Below are 16,469 nucleotides of genomic sequence, written 5' to 3'. Positions count from 1 at the left end.
GCCGATGATCCGCCCCCATGAAAAAGGCCGCCCCCTGATCGGGTAGCGGCCATTCTCACGGTATTGTGTCCGGCTCAGTTCCCGATGGTCTGCAGATAGGCCATCAGGTCGGCGCGGTCCTGCTCGTCCTTGAGCCCGGCAAAGCCCATCCGGTTGCCCGGTGCGAAGTCGCGCGGGTTCTCGATCCAGGCGCTGAGTTGGTCAAGCGTCCAAGCCCCACCGACCCCCGAAAGCGCGTCGGAATAGTTGAACCCGTCGACCCCGGCGATGTCGCGGCCCACGATGCCGTAGAGATGCGGCCCGACGCCATTCGCGCCATCCTCGAGCTTGTGGCAGGCTTGGCAGCGACGATAGAGACGCTCGCCGTTGCCCGCATCGGCGGAGGCAACCATGGCGGCAAATTCAGACCCGCCTGCATCCGCGCTCTCGGTCGCCTCAGTTGCGGCCTCTTCGGCAGGCGCTTCCTCGGCCGCTGCTTCCCCTGCAGGTGCTTCCTCTTCGGTAGCAGCTTGCTCCGCAGGTGCTTCCTCTTCGGTAGCAGTTTCCTCCGCAGGCGCTTCCTCTTCGGTCGCAGCTTCCTCGGCTGGTGCCTCTTCGCTGGCGGCCTCTTCTGTCGGCGCCTCGGCTGCGGCCTCGATTGCGATATCCGTCTCGCCATCGGCTTGATCAAGGTAAGCGATCACGTTGGCACGATCCTCGGACTTGCCCAGACCGGCAAAGCCCATGCTGGTGCCCGGTGCATAGCCTGCAGGATTCTCGAGGAAGGCATAAAGTTCTTCGGCGGTCCACACATCCGCCGCCTCGCTCAGCGCGCCGGAATAGCCGAAGCCATCCACGGCACCAACGTCACGACCGACCACGTCATAAAGATGCGGGCCGACACCGTTCGCGCCATCCTCAAGCACGTGGCAGGCCTTGCACTTGTTGAACACGCGCTCGCCCTTGGAGGCATCCGCAGAGGCAAAGATCGCAGCCATGTCCGGGGCTTCGTCAGCCACCTCTTCGGCGGCTTCATCCTCGCCGGTGTCGATCACATAACCCTGCGCGTGGTCCTCACCGTGCCCGCCGCCCATGGAATAGATCGACTCGGCCGCCCAGTTGCCCAACATGAAAATCAGCAGGGCCCCGCAAAACGCCCCGGCGGTCTTGGTCAGTGTCATTGTGTCGAACATTGGCTCGCTTCCGTTTGCTCTGTCGCTTGGGCGCGTATCTATCCGCTTCCCCTACCGCCGCGCAAGGTGTAGTTTCCGCGACCAAACGCCCTTCCGGGCCGAAATTACGGAAAAACCGCATGACAAACCGCATCGCCTTTCAGGGAGAGCCGGGCGCCTACTCGCATCAGGCCTGCGTCGAGACATACCCGCGGATGGAGCCGCTGCCCTGCCGCACCTTCGAAGACGCAATCGCGGCGGTGCGCGAGGGGCGCGCAGATCTGGCCATGCTGCCGGTCGAAAACTCGACCTTCGGGCGGGTCGCCGACATCCACCACCTGCTGCCCGAATCGGGGCTGCATATCGTGGGTGAGGCATTTGTGCGGGTGCATATCAACCTGCTCGCCCTGCCCGGCGTGCGGCTCGATGAGATCGAGACCGCGATGAGCCACACCATGCTTCTGGGTCAGTGCCGCGCCTTCCTGGAACGTCACGGCATCCACCGCGTGACCGGCGCCGACACAGCAGGATCGGCCCGCCACGTGGCCGAAGAGGGCCGCCCGGAACTTGCCGCGCTGGCCAGTGAACTGGCGGGCGATATCTACGGCCTCGACGTGATCGCCCAACATATCGAGGATGAGGGCACCAACACCACCCGCTTTCTGGTGATGGCCCGCGAGCCCGATTTTGCGGAGCGCGGCGAGAACGGGATAATGACCACGCTGGTCTTTCGCCTGCGCTCGATTCCGGCGGGGCTCTACAAGGCGCTTGGCGGCTTTGCCACCAATGGCGTCAACATGACCAAGCTGGAAAGCTACATGGTGGGCGGCAATTTCAACGTCGTGCAATTCTACGCCGATATCGAGGGCCACCCGGACGAGCCCGCCGTCGCCCGCGCGCTGGATGAACTGGATTACTTCACCTCGGATATCACCATCCTCGGCGTCTACCCCGCCGATCCGCGCCGCCACGAGGAAAACTGACGCCAAAACGACGAAGCCCGGCACCGGGCCGGGCTTCGCCTGTCTCTCGCGCGCAGATCACACCAGGTGCGATACCCGGCAGCGGACAAAGTAGATGATCCCGCCCAGAATAGCCCCGATCACCCAGGCGTAGCCCGAAAGCTGGCCCAAGGCAGGCACCCAGACCGTCGCCACCGAGAACACTGCCGCGATACCGAATGCCAGCAACGCATTGCGGTTCCAGCCGCCGCTGTAGTGATAGGTGCCGCCCTCCATGTCATAAAGATCATCGCGCTTCAGCGCCTCCTTGCGCAGCAGATAGTAATCCACGATCATGATCCCGTAGATCGGGGCCAGCGTTGCGCCAAGTGTATTGACGAACCCGCTGATGCCAAATTCGCTGATAAAGCTGGTCCAGAACCCGCCGATCACCAGGGCAAAGACCGAGGTGATCAGCCCGGCCTTGCGGAAACTGATCTTCGAGGGCGCAAGGCTGGCGATGCCGTTCACCGCCGGGATGAAATTGGCCACCAGATTGATGCCCACGGTCGCCGCGAAAAAGGTGATCGCCGCGATCAAGCCCAGAAGCACGCTGTCGGTGCGGCCCACGATCTCGGTCGGGTTGATGATCGCCTCGCCATAGACCACCGCCGCCCCCGCCGTCGTCAGAAGGGCCAGCGCCGAAAAGAGGATCATGTTGAACGGTAACCCCACGAGGTTACCCACGACCATCGCGCGCTTGTCCCGTGCATAGCGCGAGAAATCGCTGAAATTGATCATCACGGCGGCGAAATAGGCCACCATCGTGCCAATGATCGCGATGAAACCGTTGAATTCCGTGGCCCAGGTCGCGTCCGGGTTGGCAAAGATCGTCTGCGCCTGCGACAAAAGTTGGCCATCGGATTTCACCCAAAGCACGGCCAGAAGGCCGATCATCACTGCGTAGACGAAGGGCCCCGCGATGTTGAGAAAGGTCTCGACCCAACCCATGCCGCGCCAGAAAATCACGATGTGAAAGGCCCACACCAGCACGAACGAGAGCCAGTCAATGCCGGTCAGACCCAAGACCTCGGCCCCGCCGGTGATGCCCGTGACCGAGCGGATCAGCAGGGCTAGAGCGGTCGAGGCAAAGTAGACCTGCACCCCGTACCAGAACACCGCCACCGTGGAGCGCAATACCGCCGGCAGCATCGCCCCCGCCGTCCCCATGCTGGCCCGCGCAAAGACCGGGTAGGGAATGCCGTACTTCTCGCCCGCGGCCCCCGAGAGGTTCACGAGGAACATCACGAACAGCCCCGCGCAAATGAGCGCAGCAAAGGCCGTCCAGCCGCTCACCCCGTAGGAAATGAACAGCGAGGCCACCAATGAATAACCGAACAGCGACTGGATATCATTGGCCCAGACGTTGAAGATGGCGAACCACCCCCATGTTTTCTGATCCGGGCTTACCGGGTCGAGTGTGTCGTCGCCGCCTTGCGCGGCCTGTCCGTCGAGTGTCACCGTCTGCATCTCAAAACTCCCTGCTATGGCCGCGCATGGCGATGTTGCTCATCGCACGTGTTTGACTGGCGGCTGAGATCGCGCATCTTACATTGCATCTAAAATGTTAGATATTATGTTAGGGTTTGATAATGCGTGATTTGAAAAAGGACTTTCAAGGATTGCAAGATACTCGCGCCGCCTCAACGACCACTTCCTCTCGTTCCGACAAGGGCGACGGCCTGACCGACCAGGCCCATCAGGCCCTGCTCGCGCGACTGCGCAACGGCGGCCTGGCCAGCGGCAGCTTTCTGTCGATGCCGATGCTGGTCGAGGAGCTTGGCCTGCCGATGGCCGCCACCCGCGAGGCCGTCAAACGCGCCGAGGCAAGCGGCCTGCTCCGCATCCTGCCCAAGCGTGGGATCACGGTGATGGATGCCGGGCCCGAGACCACCCGCGAATGCCTGGAGTTGCGTGCCATGTTCGACTGTGAAGGCGCACGACGGATCATCGAGTCCGGCAACGACTTTCCGCTTGCCACGCTGCGGGCCGAGCACGAGCGCCTGCACGACGCCGCAGCGACCACGATGACCGCAGGTTTGCCCGACGTGGCCATACGAACCGATCTTTCCCTGCACGATGCGCTGGCTCGCGGGCTGGATTCTGGGCTTGCGCAACGGCTCTATGCCGAAAACCGCGACCGCATCGCCGTCATCCAGAACACCCGGCCTTTTCTGGCCGACCGCATTGCCTCAGCGATGCGGGAACATCTTGCGATCCTCGACGCGATCGAGGCGCGTGATACACCGCGCGCAATGTCCGAAATCCGCGAGCACTTGCGCCACACCCTACGCTGGTGGGGCGTCTATCTCGACTGATCCACATCCACCCGGATCACGCCGTCCGCTTGTAGCGGTCTTCCAGATCCACAGCATAATCCGCGACCCGCAGACGGAATCGCTTGGTCAGGTTGTTGCGCGCCAGCTTGAGCGACTGCACCATCAACCGCCCCGAGATGCTGCGCGGCTCGAGGGCCAGATCGACCGAAAGCCGCGTCCGGCCACGCGACAGCGCCACAAGGTCAACCCGCATGCGCCCCAAAAGAGCCGACGTCCGCGCCTCGATCGCAAGGCCGTTCGGCACATCATACTCGACAAGGTCGATATCCACTTCACGCCGACGCCCGCGCAGCATGAACCGCGCGTGCCAACTCATGCCAACGCCGGGTTCGTCGCGCGTATCCGTGCGCCGCACTTCGGCCCCGCGCCGCAGTGCAGAGCGCTCGAAGGATTGAAAATCGGTGATTTCCCGAAACACCGCGTCGATGGGGGCCTCGATGTCTTCCTTGCTGCTGAACTGCATGACCTGCTTTCCTGCCTGTACTCTACCCGCCAAAGCCTTGCCCGCAGTGTCGCCTCAATCCAGCGTATCGGCAAGCCAGTTTTGCAACAGGAAATGCGCAATCGCCCCCTTTCGGGCAGGCAGGACATCCGGGTTCTCGCCCGCGAAGGCGCTCAGGATTTCCTCGCGGCTCATCCAGCGGGCATCTTCGATTTCATGCGGGTCGATGGTGATCTCGTGGCTCAGCGCCGCACCGTGACAGCCGAACATCAAGGACGCCGGAAAGGGCCAGGGCTGGCTGGCCAGATAGCCGACATGACCGACCCGCACGCCCGCCTCTTCCCAGACCTCGCGGCGCACGGCGGCCTCGATCGTCTCACCCGGCTCGATAAAGCCCGCCAGTAACGAATACATGCCCTCGGGCCAGCCCGGCGACCGGCCCATCAGCACCGAATTCCCGCGCGTGATCAACATGATGACCACCGGATCGGTGCGCGGGAAATGCTGCCCGCCGCAATGATCGCAGGCGCGCTGCCATCCGGCGCGGATCATCCGGCTTTCGTTGCCGCAGCGCGCGCAAAAGCGATGCGTGACATGCCAGCCAAAGACCGCCTTGGCGGTCGCGGCAAGCTCTGCCTCGCGCGGGCCGAGATGCGACATCACGCGCCGCAGCTCGGCAAAGGCGCTGCCCTCGGGCAGGTCGGGATGAACTTGCTCGGTCGCATCGAGAAACGTGTCGAGCTGATCCGGGGCCAGACCCGGCGGCACCCAGGCGGAAATGTCATGCGCAAGGATCAGGTCGCCGCTCTCATCGCGGCCCAACAGGATCGGCGGCACGTGATAACGCGCCAGCACCGGATGATCGGCCGCAACGTAGACCAGCCGATCCAGCCCGTCTGCGACCATCAGCGGCTTGCCCCGCCACAAAACGACCGAACGCGCCCGCCCCTCGGCCACCGCAGCCGTGATCGCACCGGCATCCCCCCGCAGATCGTCCGCACGGTCCAGTCCCGATCCTCCGAATGTCACCTGTTCTGCCCGTCGCATTCCGTTCCCCTGCCCTTATCCCCGTCGGTTCGACTGACCCCAATTTCACGTCACAGCCCCGGAAGACAAGCCGATGTCGCTCCCGCTTCGCGACTGATCACGCGGCAACACACGATATATTCAACCCTTGGTATATTGCAGTGGCGGCTATTAAACCTATAGACTTTAGAGGTGTGACTGTTGTGTGTGTGACGTGATCGGGGGTTTTCCGATCAATGCCTTTACCCGTGCAACCATGTAGCCGTTGAATTTGACTCAGGATATTCCAGACCCGCTCGACTCCGAAACCACCGATGCGACGGTATGCTTGCGCGTGATGGTCACGACGGATGTGCATGGCCACATCCTCCCCTTCGATTACTTCACGCAACTGCCGGATCAGCCCTGTGGCCTCGCCCGTATCGCGACCCTTGTCCGTCAGGCGCGTGACGAGGCGGGCGCAGAAAACTGCATCCTGCTCGACAATGGCGATTTTCTTCAGGGCACCGCGCTTAGCGATCTGACCGCACAGCCCGGACAGGGCTGGCGCGGGCGTCATCCGGTGCTGCGCGCGATGAACCTGATGGGCTATGACGCCGGCACGCTCGGCAATCACGAATTCAACTTTGGCGTCGACTGGCTGCAAGAAACGCTGCAACAGGCGACCTTTCCGCTGACCTGCGCCAATGCTGTGACCAAGCCCGGCGCACGCCCGGACGAAGACGAGACATTTCTGCCCCCCTACGTGATCCTGACCCGCGATCTGCGCGACAGGGCAGGCGCGCTGCGGCGGGTCCGTATCGGTGTGCTCGGCCTGACCCCACCCCAGATCACCAAGTGGGACCACGCCCATCTCTCAGGCCGTCTGCAGGCGCGCGACATGCTCGAAACGGCGCGCGCATGGATTCCCGTGATCCGTGCCGCAGGGGCCGACCTGATCATCGCCCTGGCCCATAGCGGTATCGAGGACGGCCCTGAACGACCGATGATGGAGAATGCCGCCCGCGCGCTTTCCCGCATCCCGGGCATCGACGTGATTTGCGCGGGCCACAGTCACAGGATATTTCCCGGCCCCGATCACCGGAATACACCGGGGGCCGATATCGAGCGATCGACGCTGCACGGAACGCCGTGCCTCAAGCCGGGATTTGCCGGATCGCATCTCGGTCAGTTCGACCTCGAACTGACCCGCATTACGGGCGCGTGGCGCATCGCAGATCACAGCGCAATGCTCAAATCGGCGGCAGACGCCGTGCCCAGCCCGACCCTCATCGCCGCGCTGGCACGCGCACATGCCCATACCCGGCGTCTCACGGATCAGGTGCTCGGCGTGACGACGGCCCCGCTGCACAGTTATCTCGCGCTTGCGCGCAACGACCCGGCCACGCAGCTTATCAGTGACGCGCAGCGCACAGCTCTCGAAGCGGCACTTCGGGACACGCCGCATGGCGAGCTTCCCCTGCTCTCGGCCGCGGCCCCGTTCAAGACCGGCGGACGCGGCGGGTCCGGTCATTACTCCGACATCGCTGCAGGACCGCTGCGCCTCGGCAACATCGCCGATCTCTACGGCTTTCCAAACATGCTTTGCGGGCTGCTCGTCACAGGCGCGGACCTGCGCGACTGGCTGGAACGCGCCGCGATCTGCTTTGACCAGATCACGCCCGGCCGAGTGTCGCAGCCGCTGTTCGACCCGCGCGTGCCGGGGCATCATTTCGACGTGATCGACGGGCTCAGCTACCGGATCGACCTCGCACAGCCGCCGCGATACGACCTGACCGGCGCGCTGATCAACTCAAAGGCGCAGCGCATCCGCGAGCTGAGTCACGCAGGCCGCCCAGTGCGAGATCAGGACCGCTTCATTGTCGCGACCAATACCTATCGCGCGTGGGGCGGGGGGCCTTTTCAGGCCCTCGCAGCACAAGGCGCAGTCCATCATGGTTGCCGCCCGATCCGTGATCTGATCGCCGACCATGTGGCCGGGCTCGGCACCCTCACCCCACAGGCCCGTGACACATGGCACTTTGCCGACCTGCCCGAGACATGGGCCGAAATCGCAACCGGGCCGGGCCTGCGCGCCCATCCGCAAGAGATCGCGGCGCTCGGGGCCACTGATCTCGGTCTGACCAACACGGGCGTGTTGCGCTTGCGCGTTCCGCTCTTTTCACAGGAGAAATCGACCTCCCTTGCGAATCCTGATCCGGACGACTATGTCACCCCTCGAGAGGTTGGCGCGGGCAGGCACCTCGCCAACCCGGTCAGATCCGGAAGGAAGCAGCCGTAACGAGCCACGCTTGGGTCGTTGTCCAACCTCTCACCCTTTTCCCCACTAGCCCGTTGAAAACAAACAAAGCCCTTGAAAATGGGGGGCGTTGGTCGTTTGAAGGTTACAAACTTGGTTACAAAGGGTCTTCTTCATGGCAGGCAAAGTCCGGCACCTAGTGAATCGCAAAGGCCGCTACCATGCGCGGCTGGTGGTGCCAAAAGACTTACGGGGAATTGTCGGTAAAACTGAGCTGCGCAGCCCCCTAGGCGGCGACTACCGCCAAGCCCTCAAGCTGCTACCGGGTGCGGTGGCGCAGCTTCAACACCAGATCGCACTTGCCGAACAGAAGGCCAGCGCAGGGCGCGCGCAGCCCGGCCCGGCGCGCTATCCTCTCGCAACTGAGCAGCTAGCTATAGCCTTTACGCACAGCGGCTGGAGTTTGATGATGAACTACGCAATGATCCGCGCTGGCCGTCTGTTGGAATTGATGATCTTCTGGTGCAACGACTGCGCGCCGCGATTGCAGGCCGTGCAAACGACGATGAACTGACAGATCTGGCCGGGCCGCAGATCGAACGCTTTCGGGCCGCTGGCAATCTCGACGCAGCTCCTGGTAGCGATGAATGGCGGAAGATCGCCCGTGCCCTTTGCAGCGCCGAGCTAGAGGCACTGGAGCGGGTGGTAGAGCGCGACGAAGGAGATTTCAACGCACCCCTAGCGCCCCGATCATTGTGAACGCTCAGCCTCCGGAAAATACCCCTGCCCCGGTCAGCATCAAGGCGCTCTGGGCAGACTATGTTCAGGCGCGCCAAAGACTCGGATACATGAAGGACGGAGGGCGCAGGCAGGAACTCGCGATCAAAAGCCTGATCAAGTTTCTGCGCCACGACGATGCGGCCAAGATCACAAAGAAGAACATGTTGGATTGGCTGGAAAATACACTGCAAGAGAAACAACCATCGACGATCAGCAAAGTCTACCTGCCGACGATCCGCAGCTTGTTCAGATGGGCCACCGAGCAAGACAGGATGAAAGACAATCCCGCCGTTTCTGTCCGGTTGGCTGCGCAGAGACCTGTCCACAATCGAGAGCGTAGTTTCACGACCGCCGAAGCGATGAATCTGCTCACCGCAGTCTATAACTATAAGCCGAAGACGTCGCACAATGGAAAGATCATGGAAGGAGGAAAGGTCACTGCTGCCAAAAGGTGGGTGCCGTGGCTGTGCGCTTTCACAGGGGCGCGCGTTGCCGAGATTACCCAACTGCGCCGTGAAGACTTTCGTGAGGTTAGCGGTAATGTGACGATCAGGATAACGCCCGAAGCCGGTGGCACAAAGACAGGGCAATGGCGCGACGTGCCAATGCATCCTCAGATTATCAAACTAGGCTTTCTTGATTATCTGGACACGATCAAGAGTGGACCGGTGTTTCACAACGGCAAAGATTCCGGGAAATATCAGACTCACGCCAAGAAACTCGCCAATCGCCTTGGTGATTGGCTCAGAGAGCAAAACCTTGTGCCGGACGGCGTCCAGCCCTCGCACGGCTGGCGGCACAGGTTTAAGACAGTGGGTCGCGAGATAGGAATTCAGGACCGAGTCCTTGATGCGATCCAGGGCCACGCCGCCAGAACGGCTGGTGACGATTATGGCGACGTGACGCTGTCGACAAAGATCAACGCAATTAACCGGCTGCCTGAATATCAGGTGCGTTGAGTTGGTTTTTCGACATGCACTGGATCACAACATGGATTCTGGGCAAGTCCCGCGACATGGTCATCATGTTGGACCTGTCGGACAGCTTGGATCAAGATACACAGCATGTGCGCGCTGGTCCGACTAGTCCGACCAGACAAAATGAAAATGGACTATCACCACAAGGCTCTTCGCATTCTACTCAGGTAAATCGTGGATCTGAACAGTCGGACAAACGTCTCTTGCCATATCGCGGAGATGGGCGTGGTGGGTCAGGTAGATCACCTGGCCGGTCTCGCTCATCTTGGCGAGGAGCCCGAAGGCCTCGGCTGCGCGGTGATCGTCGAAGCTCTCCATTATGTCATCCGCAATGAACGGCACAGGTCCGCTGTTGCGGGCGAACTCGTGGTATCCGGCAATGCGCAGGGCGAGGTAGAGTTGTGCTCTTGCGCCGTCTGAGAGCTGATCCGCGTGTTTGGAGCCGCCGTCGATCGCTAGCGCCACCAGGATTTCGTGGGCGCCGTCGGGCTGTGCGACCAGACCCGAATAGCCGTTTCGCGACATGATGCGGAACGCCTCTGAGGCCCGGTCGAGCATGCCGCTGCGATGCGTGTCGCGATAGCTTCTGAGGGCAGCTTCGATGGCAAGTAGGCCCAAGCGTTGCCGCAGGTGACGCCGGGCGCCGTCCTCGATTTCCAGCAGTAGCGTCTGGCGCTGTTCGTCCAGCCGCGCGACGGCACCGTCACCGCCCACGGCCTCTACGGCCTCGTGGGCCTTGCGGAACGTGTCCTGGGCGTCTTCCTGCGTGGCGCGCAGCCTGTCCAGATCGCGGCGCAGGTTTTCTGCGCGCGCGGCGAGCGCGTCGGCGTCAACCCCCTCAAGCTGTGCGCGCACCTCTTCAATCGTGCTGCTGCGCATTTGGGCGCAGAGGTCTTCGGCCAGATCGCGCCGCGCCGCGCGCAATCTCGATAGCTCTCCGGCGCGAGTCAGCGCATCGCGTGCCTCTGACCAGGTGGCAGCCCCGAAATGGCGGGCAAATTCGGCGGTGCGACCCTGGTGAATCTTGGCTGCCTCTTCGATCTCGCCGAGACTCTGCCGTGCCGCCATCAAGCGTTTTTCGATGTCGGCGCGCCGCGCCTCCTCGCGGTCTGCGGTGCGCAGGCGTGTGGTGAGGGCGCGCCAGAGGTCTGATACCGGGCCATCGACCGCCAGCCCAAGCCGATCTGCCAACGCGTTGACCGATTGTTCGAAGCTTTCGATGTTGGCCTGCATGGTGTGCGTGCGGTGTGTCAGATCGGCGACCTCGCGGTGATGCTCGCGCAGGCGGTCGAGTTCTTCGAGGATCGCGCGCATCTCGGCAACGCCGAGCGATGCGTCTGCCACCCAAGTCTCGGCGCAGGCATCGTGCCAAGCATCGTGCCAGTCGGCCTTTGCGTCGATGGCGATTTGAAGTGCAGCTTCCCGTCGGGTGAGATCTTGCTGCGACTGGGCGACGGTCTCCTGCAAGGCCTCCATCTGGGTGGCGCGATCCAGCAGGGATTGCGCGGTTTCGAGCGCCGGGGCCAACCCTGTGTCCTCTGGCATCTCGCAGCCCATGCGGGTCAGCGCGCTCAGAAGATCGGCTCGTGCCCGCTTGACGCGTTGGTGGTTGCGGGCCTGTTCGCGCAGGGCGTGCTCATGGGTGTCCACTGCCTTTTGCGCCAAGTCCAGCCGACCCAGCCAGGCGCGTAAGGCTGGCATGTCCATGTCGGCGGAAAGGGCGCCGGAGACAGACGCCACGGTCACGGCAAGATTCCGCGCCAGGGCGTCGCGCCGCGATTTCGCGTTGTCCAACTGCTCACGGGCCGTATCGACCTGCCGTTCGGCCTCGGCCAGATCCCGGTCGGCACCGGCCGCCTTTTCGGCATGGGCGCGGTGTTGCGCGAGCGTGGCCGTCACCTGATCGTCGAGACGCAGGACCTTTTCGAAGCGGTCGGCGGTTTCGTCGGTCAGGGTGGCACGGTGATGTGACCATACGGATTCGCGCCGCGCCCTGATTTGCGCAGCCTCTTCGATGGTCACGCTGGGTGTGGAACCGATTGCGTCGCGTTTTGCCCGCGCCTGTTGCAGGGCGAGGTCGAGTTGATCCAGACGATCTTGCGCGCGTTCGGCGTCTCTGCCTGCTGTGGCAATGTCCGCCTCGAGACGTTCGAGGGTGGCGTGGTCGGGGCGCGCCAGATCTGCCAGAGCGGCAGAATCGCCTGACCAGGGGGCAAGCGCCGCCAGCGCCGCTTTCAACTCTGCCGCCGTCTCCTCCGCCCGTGCCTGCGCGCGATCGCATGCGCCGGTCGGATCGTCGCGCCGGATGCCCTGCACCAGACCGTCGAGCCCGCCAAGGTCGGACACATTTCCACCGGCCTCTTGCAAGCGACGTGTCGCACGTTGCAGGGCTGCGCGGGCGTCCTCCACCTCCGTGTGCGCGGCCTCAAGGGCTGTTTCGAGGCCGGAACTCCGCTCGATCAGGTCCCGGATGCGGCCAAGTGCGCGCGCGTCGGGCAGGAGGGTGACCGGGTCGGCACCGGTCTGCCTGAGACGCGCAAGACTTTGCTGCATTGCCTCGGTTCTCGAGGCGAGATCGCCGTGGCGCCTGGGAAGGTCCTTGACCGCCTCGTCATGCGCCGATTTCAGGCCTTCGGCCTCGGCGATGGCCTCGCGCAATTCCAGAACAGGCTGATCTGGAACACAATCTTGCAGTTCGTTGTCCAGCCCTGCCACGACCGTTCTTGCGGTTTCCAACCGGGTGGCGATGGCGGCTTCTGCGCGGTCCAGCTCGGGTAGCTCGGCGAGCCATCCCTCGGGCGGCTCCGGTAGCGCGCCAAAACCGGAAGTCTGTGCGTCGAGGCGGTCCAGCCTTGGCAAGAGCGGGATGGCGGCGCTCAGGCGTTCGGTCTCGATCACCTCGGCCTGTGCGGTTTCAACCGCCTCTCGCGCGTGCTGCCATTCTTCGCGTGCCCTGTCGCGTTCCGTCGACAGGCGGGCATATTCGGCCGCGGCCGTGTCGAGATCCTTGACCTGCCTGCCCAGGTCGTCGAAGGCGGCACCAAGGTCGCGCAGCGCGCCCTTGCGTCCGGTCCTATTCAGGAACGCCTCGGACTCCGCGTGCAACTCGTCCAGTTGCGCGGCCAGATCGGTCAGGCCGGCGCTGGCCTGAAAGAGGAGTTCGCCCAAGTCGCCCTTGCTCGCCAGGATGCTCTCGCCACCTTCATCAAGGGTCTGCCGGTTGAGCGAGAACATCGCTGCGTAGGACGACCGGTCGAGCCCGCGTAGCCCGCCATGCAGCAGCGCCTCGCCCACCGGCGCGCCGCTTGCGTCGAGCAGCGAGCTGTCGCGTTTCTTAACCCGGACCAGATCATGCGTCCGCCCGTCGATCTGGAGCGCGGCCCCCAGTTGCATGGTCTGGTAGGAATGAATGAACGCCATGCGGCTTTGCATGGGGATCTGGAACAGAAAATCCAGCCAGCCTTCGAGCAGGGTAGATTTCCCGGCCTCGTTGGCCCCGTAGATGACGTGCAGGTCGGGGGTGCCTGGGGCGGGGGCCGGAAAGGTGAGACTCACGTCGGTGAACTTGCCGTAGCGGGTGAGGTCGAGCCGGTTCAGTCGCATCGCTCAGCCCCCGTTTTCCTCGAGGCGCGCGAGCACCTCCATCGCTCCCTGTTGCATCGCCTCGGTGATGGCGGCGGCGGTCTGTTCCTCGCTGTCGCCCAGAAGCCCCCGCAACTCGCGTGGGAGGTGTTTCAACAAGCGATCGACCTCTGCCTGAACCGCCGGGGCATCGGGGGGCATGCCTGCCTGCTCGATGATCCGCGCCAGTTCGCCCACCGCCCCACCTGGAGAGGTGGTCGCGCCGGTGTCCAGCGCGACCTCGATCTTGTCGATCCAAAGCGTGCCTATCTGTTCCGCGACGGCCTGTGCCTCCGCGTGCAGCACGTCGGCGTCACGACCGACCCTCCAGGCTAGCGGTGTCTCCCCGTTCAGCACTGGGCGCACGATCAGGTGTTCGCCCGCGTGGTCGCGCTGCGCCGCGCGAGTGGCGTGTTTCAGCGCCTCCACGAGATCGTGCCAGTCGGAGAGGTGGCTGCACTCCACCGGGAGCCGTTCAAAACGCACCACGGCAAGATGGCGTTCGGCGAGGTCGAGCGACCCGTCATCCGCAATGGAGACCAGCGTGACCGACTTGACCCCGGCCTCGCCTATGTCGCGCCCCTGCGGGATGCCCGGCATGACCACGGTGGTGGCGCCGGGATAGACGGCGCGCTGGTGGAGGTGCCCAAGTGCCCAGTAGTCGAACCCGGTGGCCTGAAGATCCGACAGGGCGCAGGGGGCGTATGGGTCGTGACCATGCGCGCGCCCCAGCGAGGTATGCAGCAGGCCGATATTGAACGCGCCCCGCACCGGGGGACGAAACCGGTCGAGCAGGGTCTCGGGGGCGTGAGGGTCGCGGAAGGAAATGCCGTGCACCGCGACCGCATGCCCGGCCCAGGTGGTTTCGATGACGTTGGCCTTGCCGGGAAACACCGTCACACTGTCCGGCAGCGTAAGTTCGCGCGAGATCTTGGAGGCGGCGTCGTGGTTGCCGCGGATCACGAAGGCCGGGATGCCCTCCGCCGCCAGTCGCTCCATCTCCTGCGCGAGAAAACGCGCCGTCTTCATCGAGGTCTGGCCACCATCGTAAAGGTCACCCGCTATCAGCAGGGCCTGCACCTCTTCGGACAGGCACAGATCGACGATTCTGGAGAAGGTGGCCCGGGTGGCGTTGCCGACAAGCTCGGCCAGTCCTTCGTCACGCAGGGCAAGGGATTTCAGGGGGGAGTCGAGGTGAATATCCGCTGTGTGAACGAACTTGAATGCCACCTCGACCCCGCGTTGCTGATTGAACCTGCAGGAGCACTTGTGACTACGGAGCGGTGACCGTCAAGCAGGAAGTCTAGCGTTCGCCTGCTGAGGGCGGCTGCCCGGTGCGGCGACAGCCCCGGCTCGCCTGAGCCGGTCAGTCTACTTTGCAATCGGTGACGGGAAATGTGTAACCGAGGGAGGGAAACACCTGCGTCATCGCATATCCGTCTTCGCGTTCCTTGAAGATGGTGGAGGGTTGGCGTGTCGTGATCGTCGCCGGAGCACCGTCACGTTGCCAGGCGACGGAAAAAAGCTTGGCAAACACAGACGCGCTGCCACTCCCGGTCACGGCCAGGTCCGCCGACATGCATTCGCTTATGGGGCCGCTCCTGATGCATTTGAGGATCTCGGGTTCGCGATGTGGCCAGTCGGATACGAAGACCAGACGGTTGTCCTCTATGGTGACGCTTCCCCCGCCGTTGGCCTCGTCGTAGGGAACCTGGCAGGTCCAGGTTTCAGAAAACGCAGGGCCAGCGATCAGGGCCAGACATCCAATTGGCAGTGTCCATTTCACGAGTGGTCTCCTTGTTGTGTCGAAAGCAGAGACGTGGTCCGGGTGCGATGACACTGCACGCATCCTGGGGCCGACGCAGGGTGATCACACCTGGGATCATACGCGCAAACACAGCATGCCCACAATGTCGGCATCACGCGCGCCGAGTCAGATTCTCGATAGCCTCCAGTTTGGAAATAGCCTGGCTCGGTTGACATACGCACCCGTATCCTGGCCGGAGAAAAGCCCGTCGTGCTCGACGAGGACCGTCTGCCACCCGCGCGCTGCCGCCCCCAGGATATCCGTGTGGAGCGTATCGCCGCACATGACGATCCGGCCCGGTGGCGTCTCGGGCAACGAGGCTTCGATCATTTCGTAAACCGCAGGAAACGGTTTGCCGACAAATCGGATATCGCGGATACCGCGATCTGCCAGCAGATGGCCGAAATATCCGGGCTCCAGCGAGAAGCCGTGTTCGCGGGGCGCAACGAGGTCTGCATTGGCGATGATCAGGGGCCTGGGCCTCTTGAGAAGCGCGTCTTCAAGAAGCGCCTGTCGGTCCAGTGACCAGACCTCGGTCGACAGAAACACGAAGCCGTCGACCTGATCATAGCTTGCGGGATCATCGACGAGGCGGCGCGTAGGACAGGGGATGTCCGACAGATCATCCTCGACTGCCGCGATACATCCCCACAACCTGCCGTCCAGCTGCGCCAAGGTCGCGTCACGGCTGGTTATGATCTCGTGGTCCCTGACGCCCATGCCGAGTTTTCGGAACTTGGTCACGGCACCTGCATGACTGTAGCTCGCGGCGTTGGAGAGAATGCGGATCCGGCACCCGGTATCGCGCAGTTCCCTGAGACGTTGCGATGCGCCGGGAATGCCCGCCTCGCCGATATTGAGAACCCCGTAGGCATCGAACACAAAGGCGTCCGCCTGCGCGGCGATGTCGTGCAGCGACCCGATCTGCGCCGTTGCGGTCGCGACGCTGGCCGAGGGCAGGCGATGTCGCACCGCCTCGTATCGGTCGAAAATGGTTGCGACGGTATCCATCAGCCTGGCGAATCCCCTGATGTTGCAGAATTGCGGTGCCCGCAGACCCGGACGCTGCATCCGGGCTGGAGAAAA

The 16,469-nt window shown here is 63.3% G+C and carries 12 protein-coding genes, 1 other RNA gene and 1 pseudogene; 6 read left to right on the top strand and 8 right to left on the bottom strand.

Annotated elements, in window-relative coordinates; translation table 11 throughout:
* Positions 1-74 precede the first annotated feature (74 nt).
* The gene (locus BMX04_RS04130; protein ID WP_074785132.1) at positions 75-1,172 is read right to left on the bottom strand and encodes a c-type cytochrome; all 1,098 of its coding nucleotides are present in this window, start codon (positions 1,170-1,172) and stop codon (positions 75-77) included.
* Positions 1,173-1,291: 119 nt separating this feature from the next.
* Between BMX04_RS04130 and BMX04_RS04125 the strand changes: the two genes are divergently transcribed.
* Positions 1,292-2,134, top strand: coding sequence for a prephenate dehydratase (locus tag BMX04_RS04125; RefSeq protein ID WP_074785131.1), 843 nt, complete (start codon positions 1,292-1,294; stop codon positions 2,132-2,134).
* A 57-nt stretch (positions 2,135-2,191) separates the two neighbouring features.
* On the opposite strand, the gene BMX04_RS04120 is transcribed toward BMX04_RS04125, so the two are convergent.
* On the bottom strand, positions 2,192-3,622 hold the full coding sequence (locus BMX04_RS04120; RefSeq protein WP_074785130.1) for an NCS1 family nucleobase:cation symporter-1: 1,431 nt from the start codon (positions 3,620-3,622) through the stop codon (positions 2,192-2,194).
* Positions 3,623-3,774: 152 nt separating this feature from the next.
* Here BMX04_RS04120 and BMX04_RS04115 point away from each other — a divergent pair, with 152 nt between their 5' ends.
* Positions 3,775-4,470, top strand: coding sequence for a GntR family transcriptional regulator (locus BMX04_RS04115; protein WP_074785129.1), 696 nt, complete (start codon positions 3,775-3,777; stop codon positions 4,468-4,470).
* 16 nt (positions 4,471-4,486) lie between these two features.
* On the opposite strand, the gene BMX04_RS04110 is transcribed toward BMX04_RS04115, so the two are convergent.
* Positions 4,487-4,954, bottom strand: a complete 468-nt coding sequence (locus BMX04_RS04110; RefSeq protein WP_074785128.1) for an SRPBCC family protein — start codon at positions 4,952-4,954, stop codon at positions 4,487-4,489.
* 54 nt (positions 4,955-5,008) lie between these two features.
* Positions 5,009-5,980, bottom strand: coding sequence for an NAD(+) diphosphatase (gene nudC, locus BMX04_RS04105; RefSeq protein ID WP_074785127.1), 972 nt, complete (start codon positions 5,978-5,980; stop codon positions 5,009-5,011).
* 316 nt (positions 5,981-6,296) lie between these two features.
* Here nudC and BMX04_RS19835 point away from each other — a divergent pair.
* From BMX04_RS19835 to BMX04_RS19620, 4 genes and pseudogenes are all read left to right on the top strand, one after another.
* A pseudogene (locus tag BMX04_RS19835) lies at positions 6,297-7,931 on the top strand (bifunctional 2',3'-cyclic-nucleotide 2'-phosphodiesterase/3'-nucleotidase); the annotation flags it as partial.
* A gap of 247 nt (positions 7,932-8,178) precedes the next feature.
* Positions 8,179-8,275, top strand: an RNA gene (gene ffs, locus BMX04_RS04095) — signal recognition particle sRNA small type.
* 98 nt (positions 8,276-8,373) lie between these two features.
* The gene (locus BMX04_RS19625; protein WP_074785126.1) at positions 8,374-8,772 is read left to right on the top strand and encodes a DUF6538 domain-containing protein; all 399 of its coding nucleotides are present in this window, start codon (positions 8,374-8,376) and stop codon (positions 8,770-8,772) included.
* 274 nt (positions 8,773-9,046) lie between these two features.
* Positions 9,047-9,937: a site-specific integrase gene (locus BMX04_RS19620; protein ID WP_074785125.1), complete on the top strand. Its 891-nt coding sequence runs from the start codon at positions 9,047-9,049 to the stop codon at positions 9,935-9,937.
* A 177-nt stretch (positions 9,938-10,114) separates the two neighbouring features.
* Here BMX04_RS19620 and BMX04_RS04080 read toward each other — a convergent pair whose 3' ends face one another.
* The 4 genes from BMX04_RS04080 to BMX04_RS04065 form a co-directional block, all read right to left on the bottom strand.
* Complete coding sequence (locus BMX04_RS04080) at positions 10,115-13,558, bottom strand: AAA family ATPase (protein ID WP_074785124.1); 3,444 nt, start codon at positions 13,556-13,558, stop codon at positions 10,115-10,117.
* Positions 13,559-13,561: 3 nt separating this feature from the next.
* Positions 13,562-14,806, bottom strand: a complete 1,245-nt coding sequence (locus tag BMX04_RS04075; protein WP_074785123.1) for a metallophosphoesterase family protein — start codon at positions 14,804-14,806, stop codon at positions 13,562-13,564.
* Between the two features lie 136 nt (positions 14,807-14,942).
* Entirely contained in the window at positions 14,943-15,362 is a 420-nt protein-coding gene (locus BMX04_RS04070) for a hypothetical protein (protein WP_074785122.1), read from the bottom strand.
* A 147-nt stretch (positions 15,363-15,509) separates the two neighbouring features.
* The gene (locus BMX04_RS04065) at positions 15,510-16,394 is read right to left on the bottom strand and encodes an HAD-IIA family hydrolase (protein WP_074785121.1); all 885 of its coding nucleotides are present in this window, start codon (positions 16,392-16,394) and stop codon (positions 15,510-15,512) included.
* Between the last annotated feature and the right edge of the window lie 75 nt (positions 16,395-16,469).

Origin of the sequence: Roseovarius tolerans (assembly GCF_900109855.1) — a bacterium.
Classification (GTDB): domain Bacteria; phylum Pseudomonadota; class Alphaproteobacteria; order Rhodobacterales; family Rhodobacteraceae; genus Roseovarius; species Roseovarius tolerans.
Note: the sequence above shows the minus strand (reverse complement) of the source record. Positions and strands in the feature narration are given on the sequence as shown.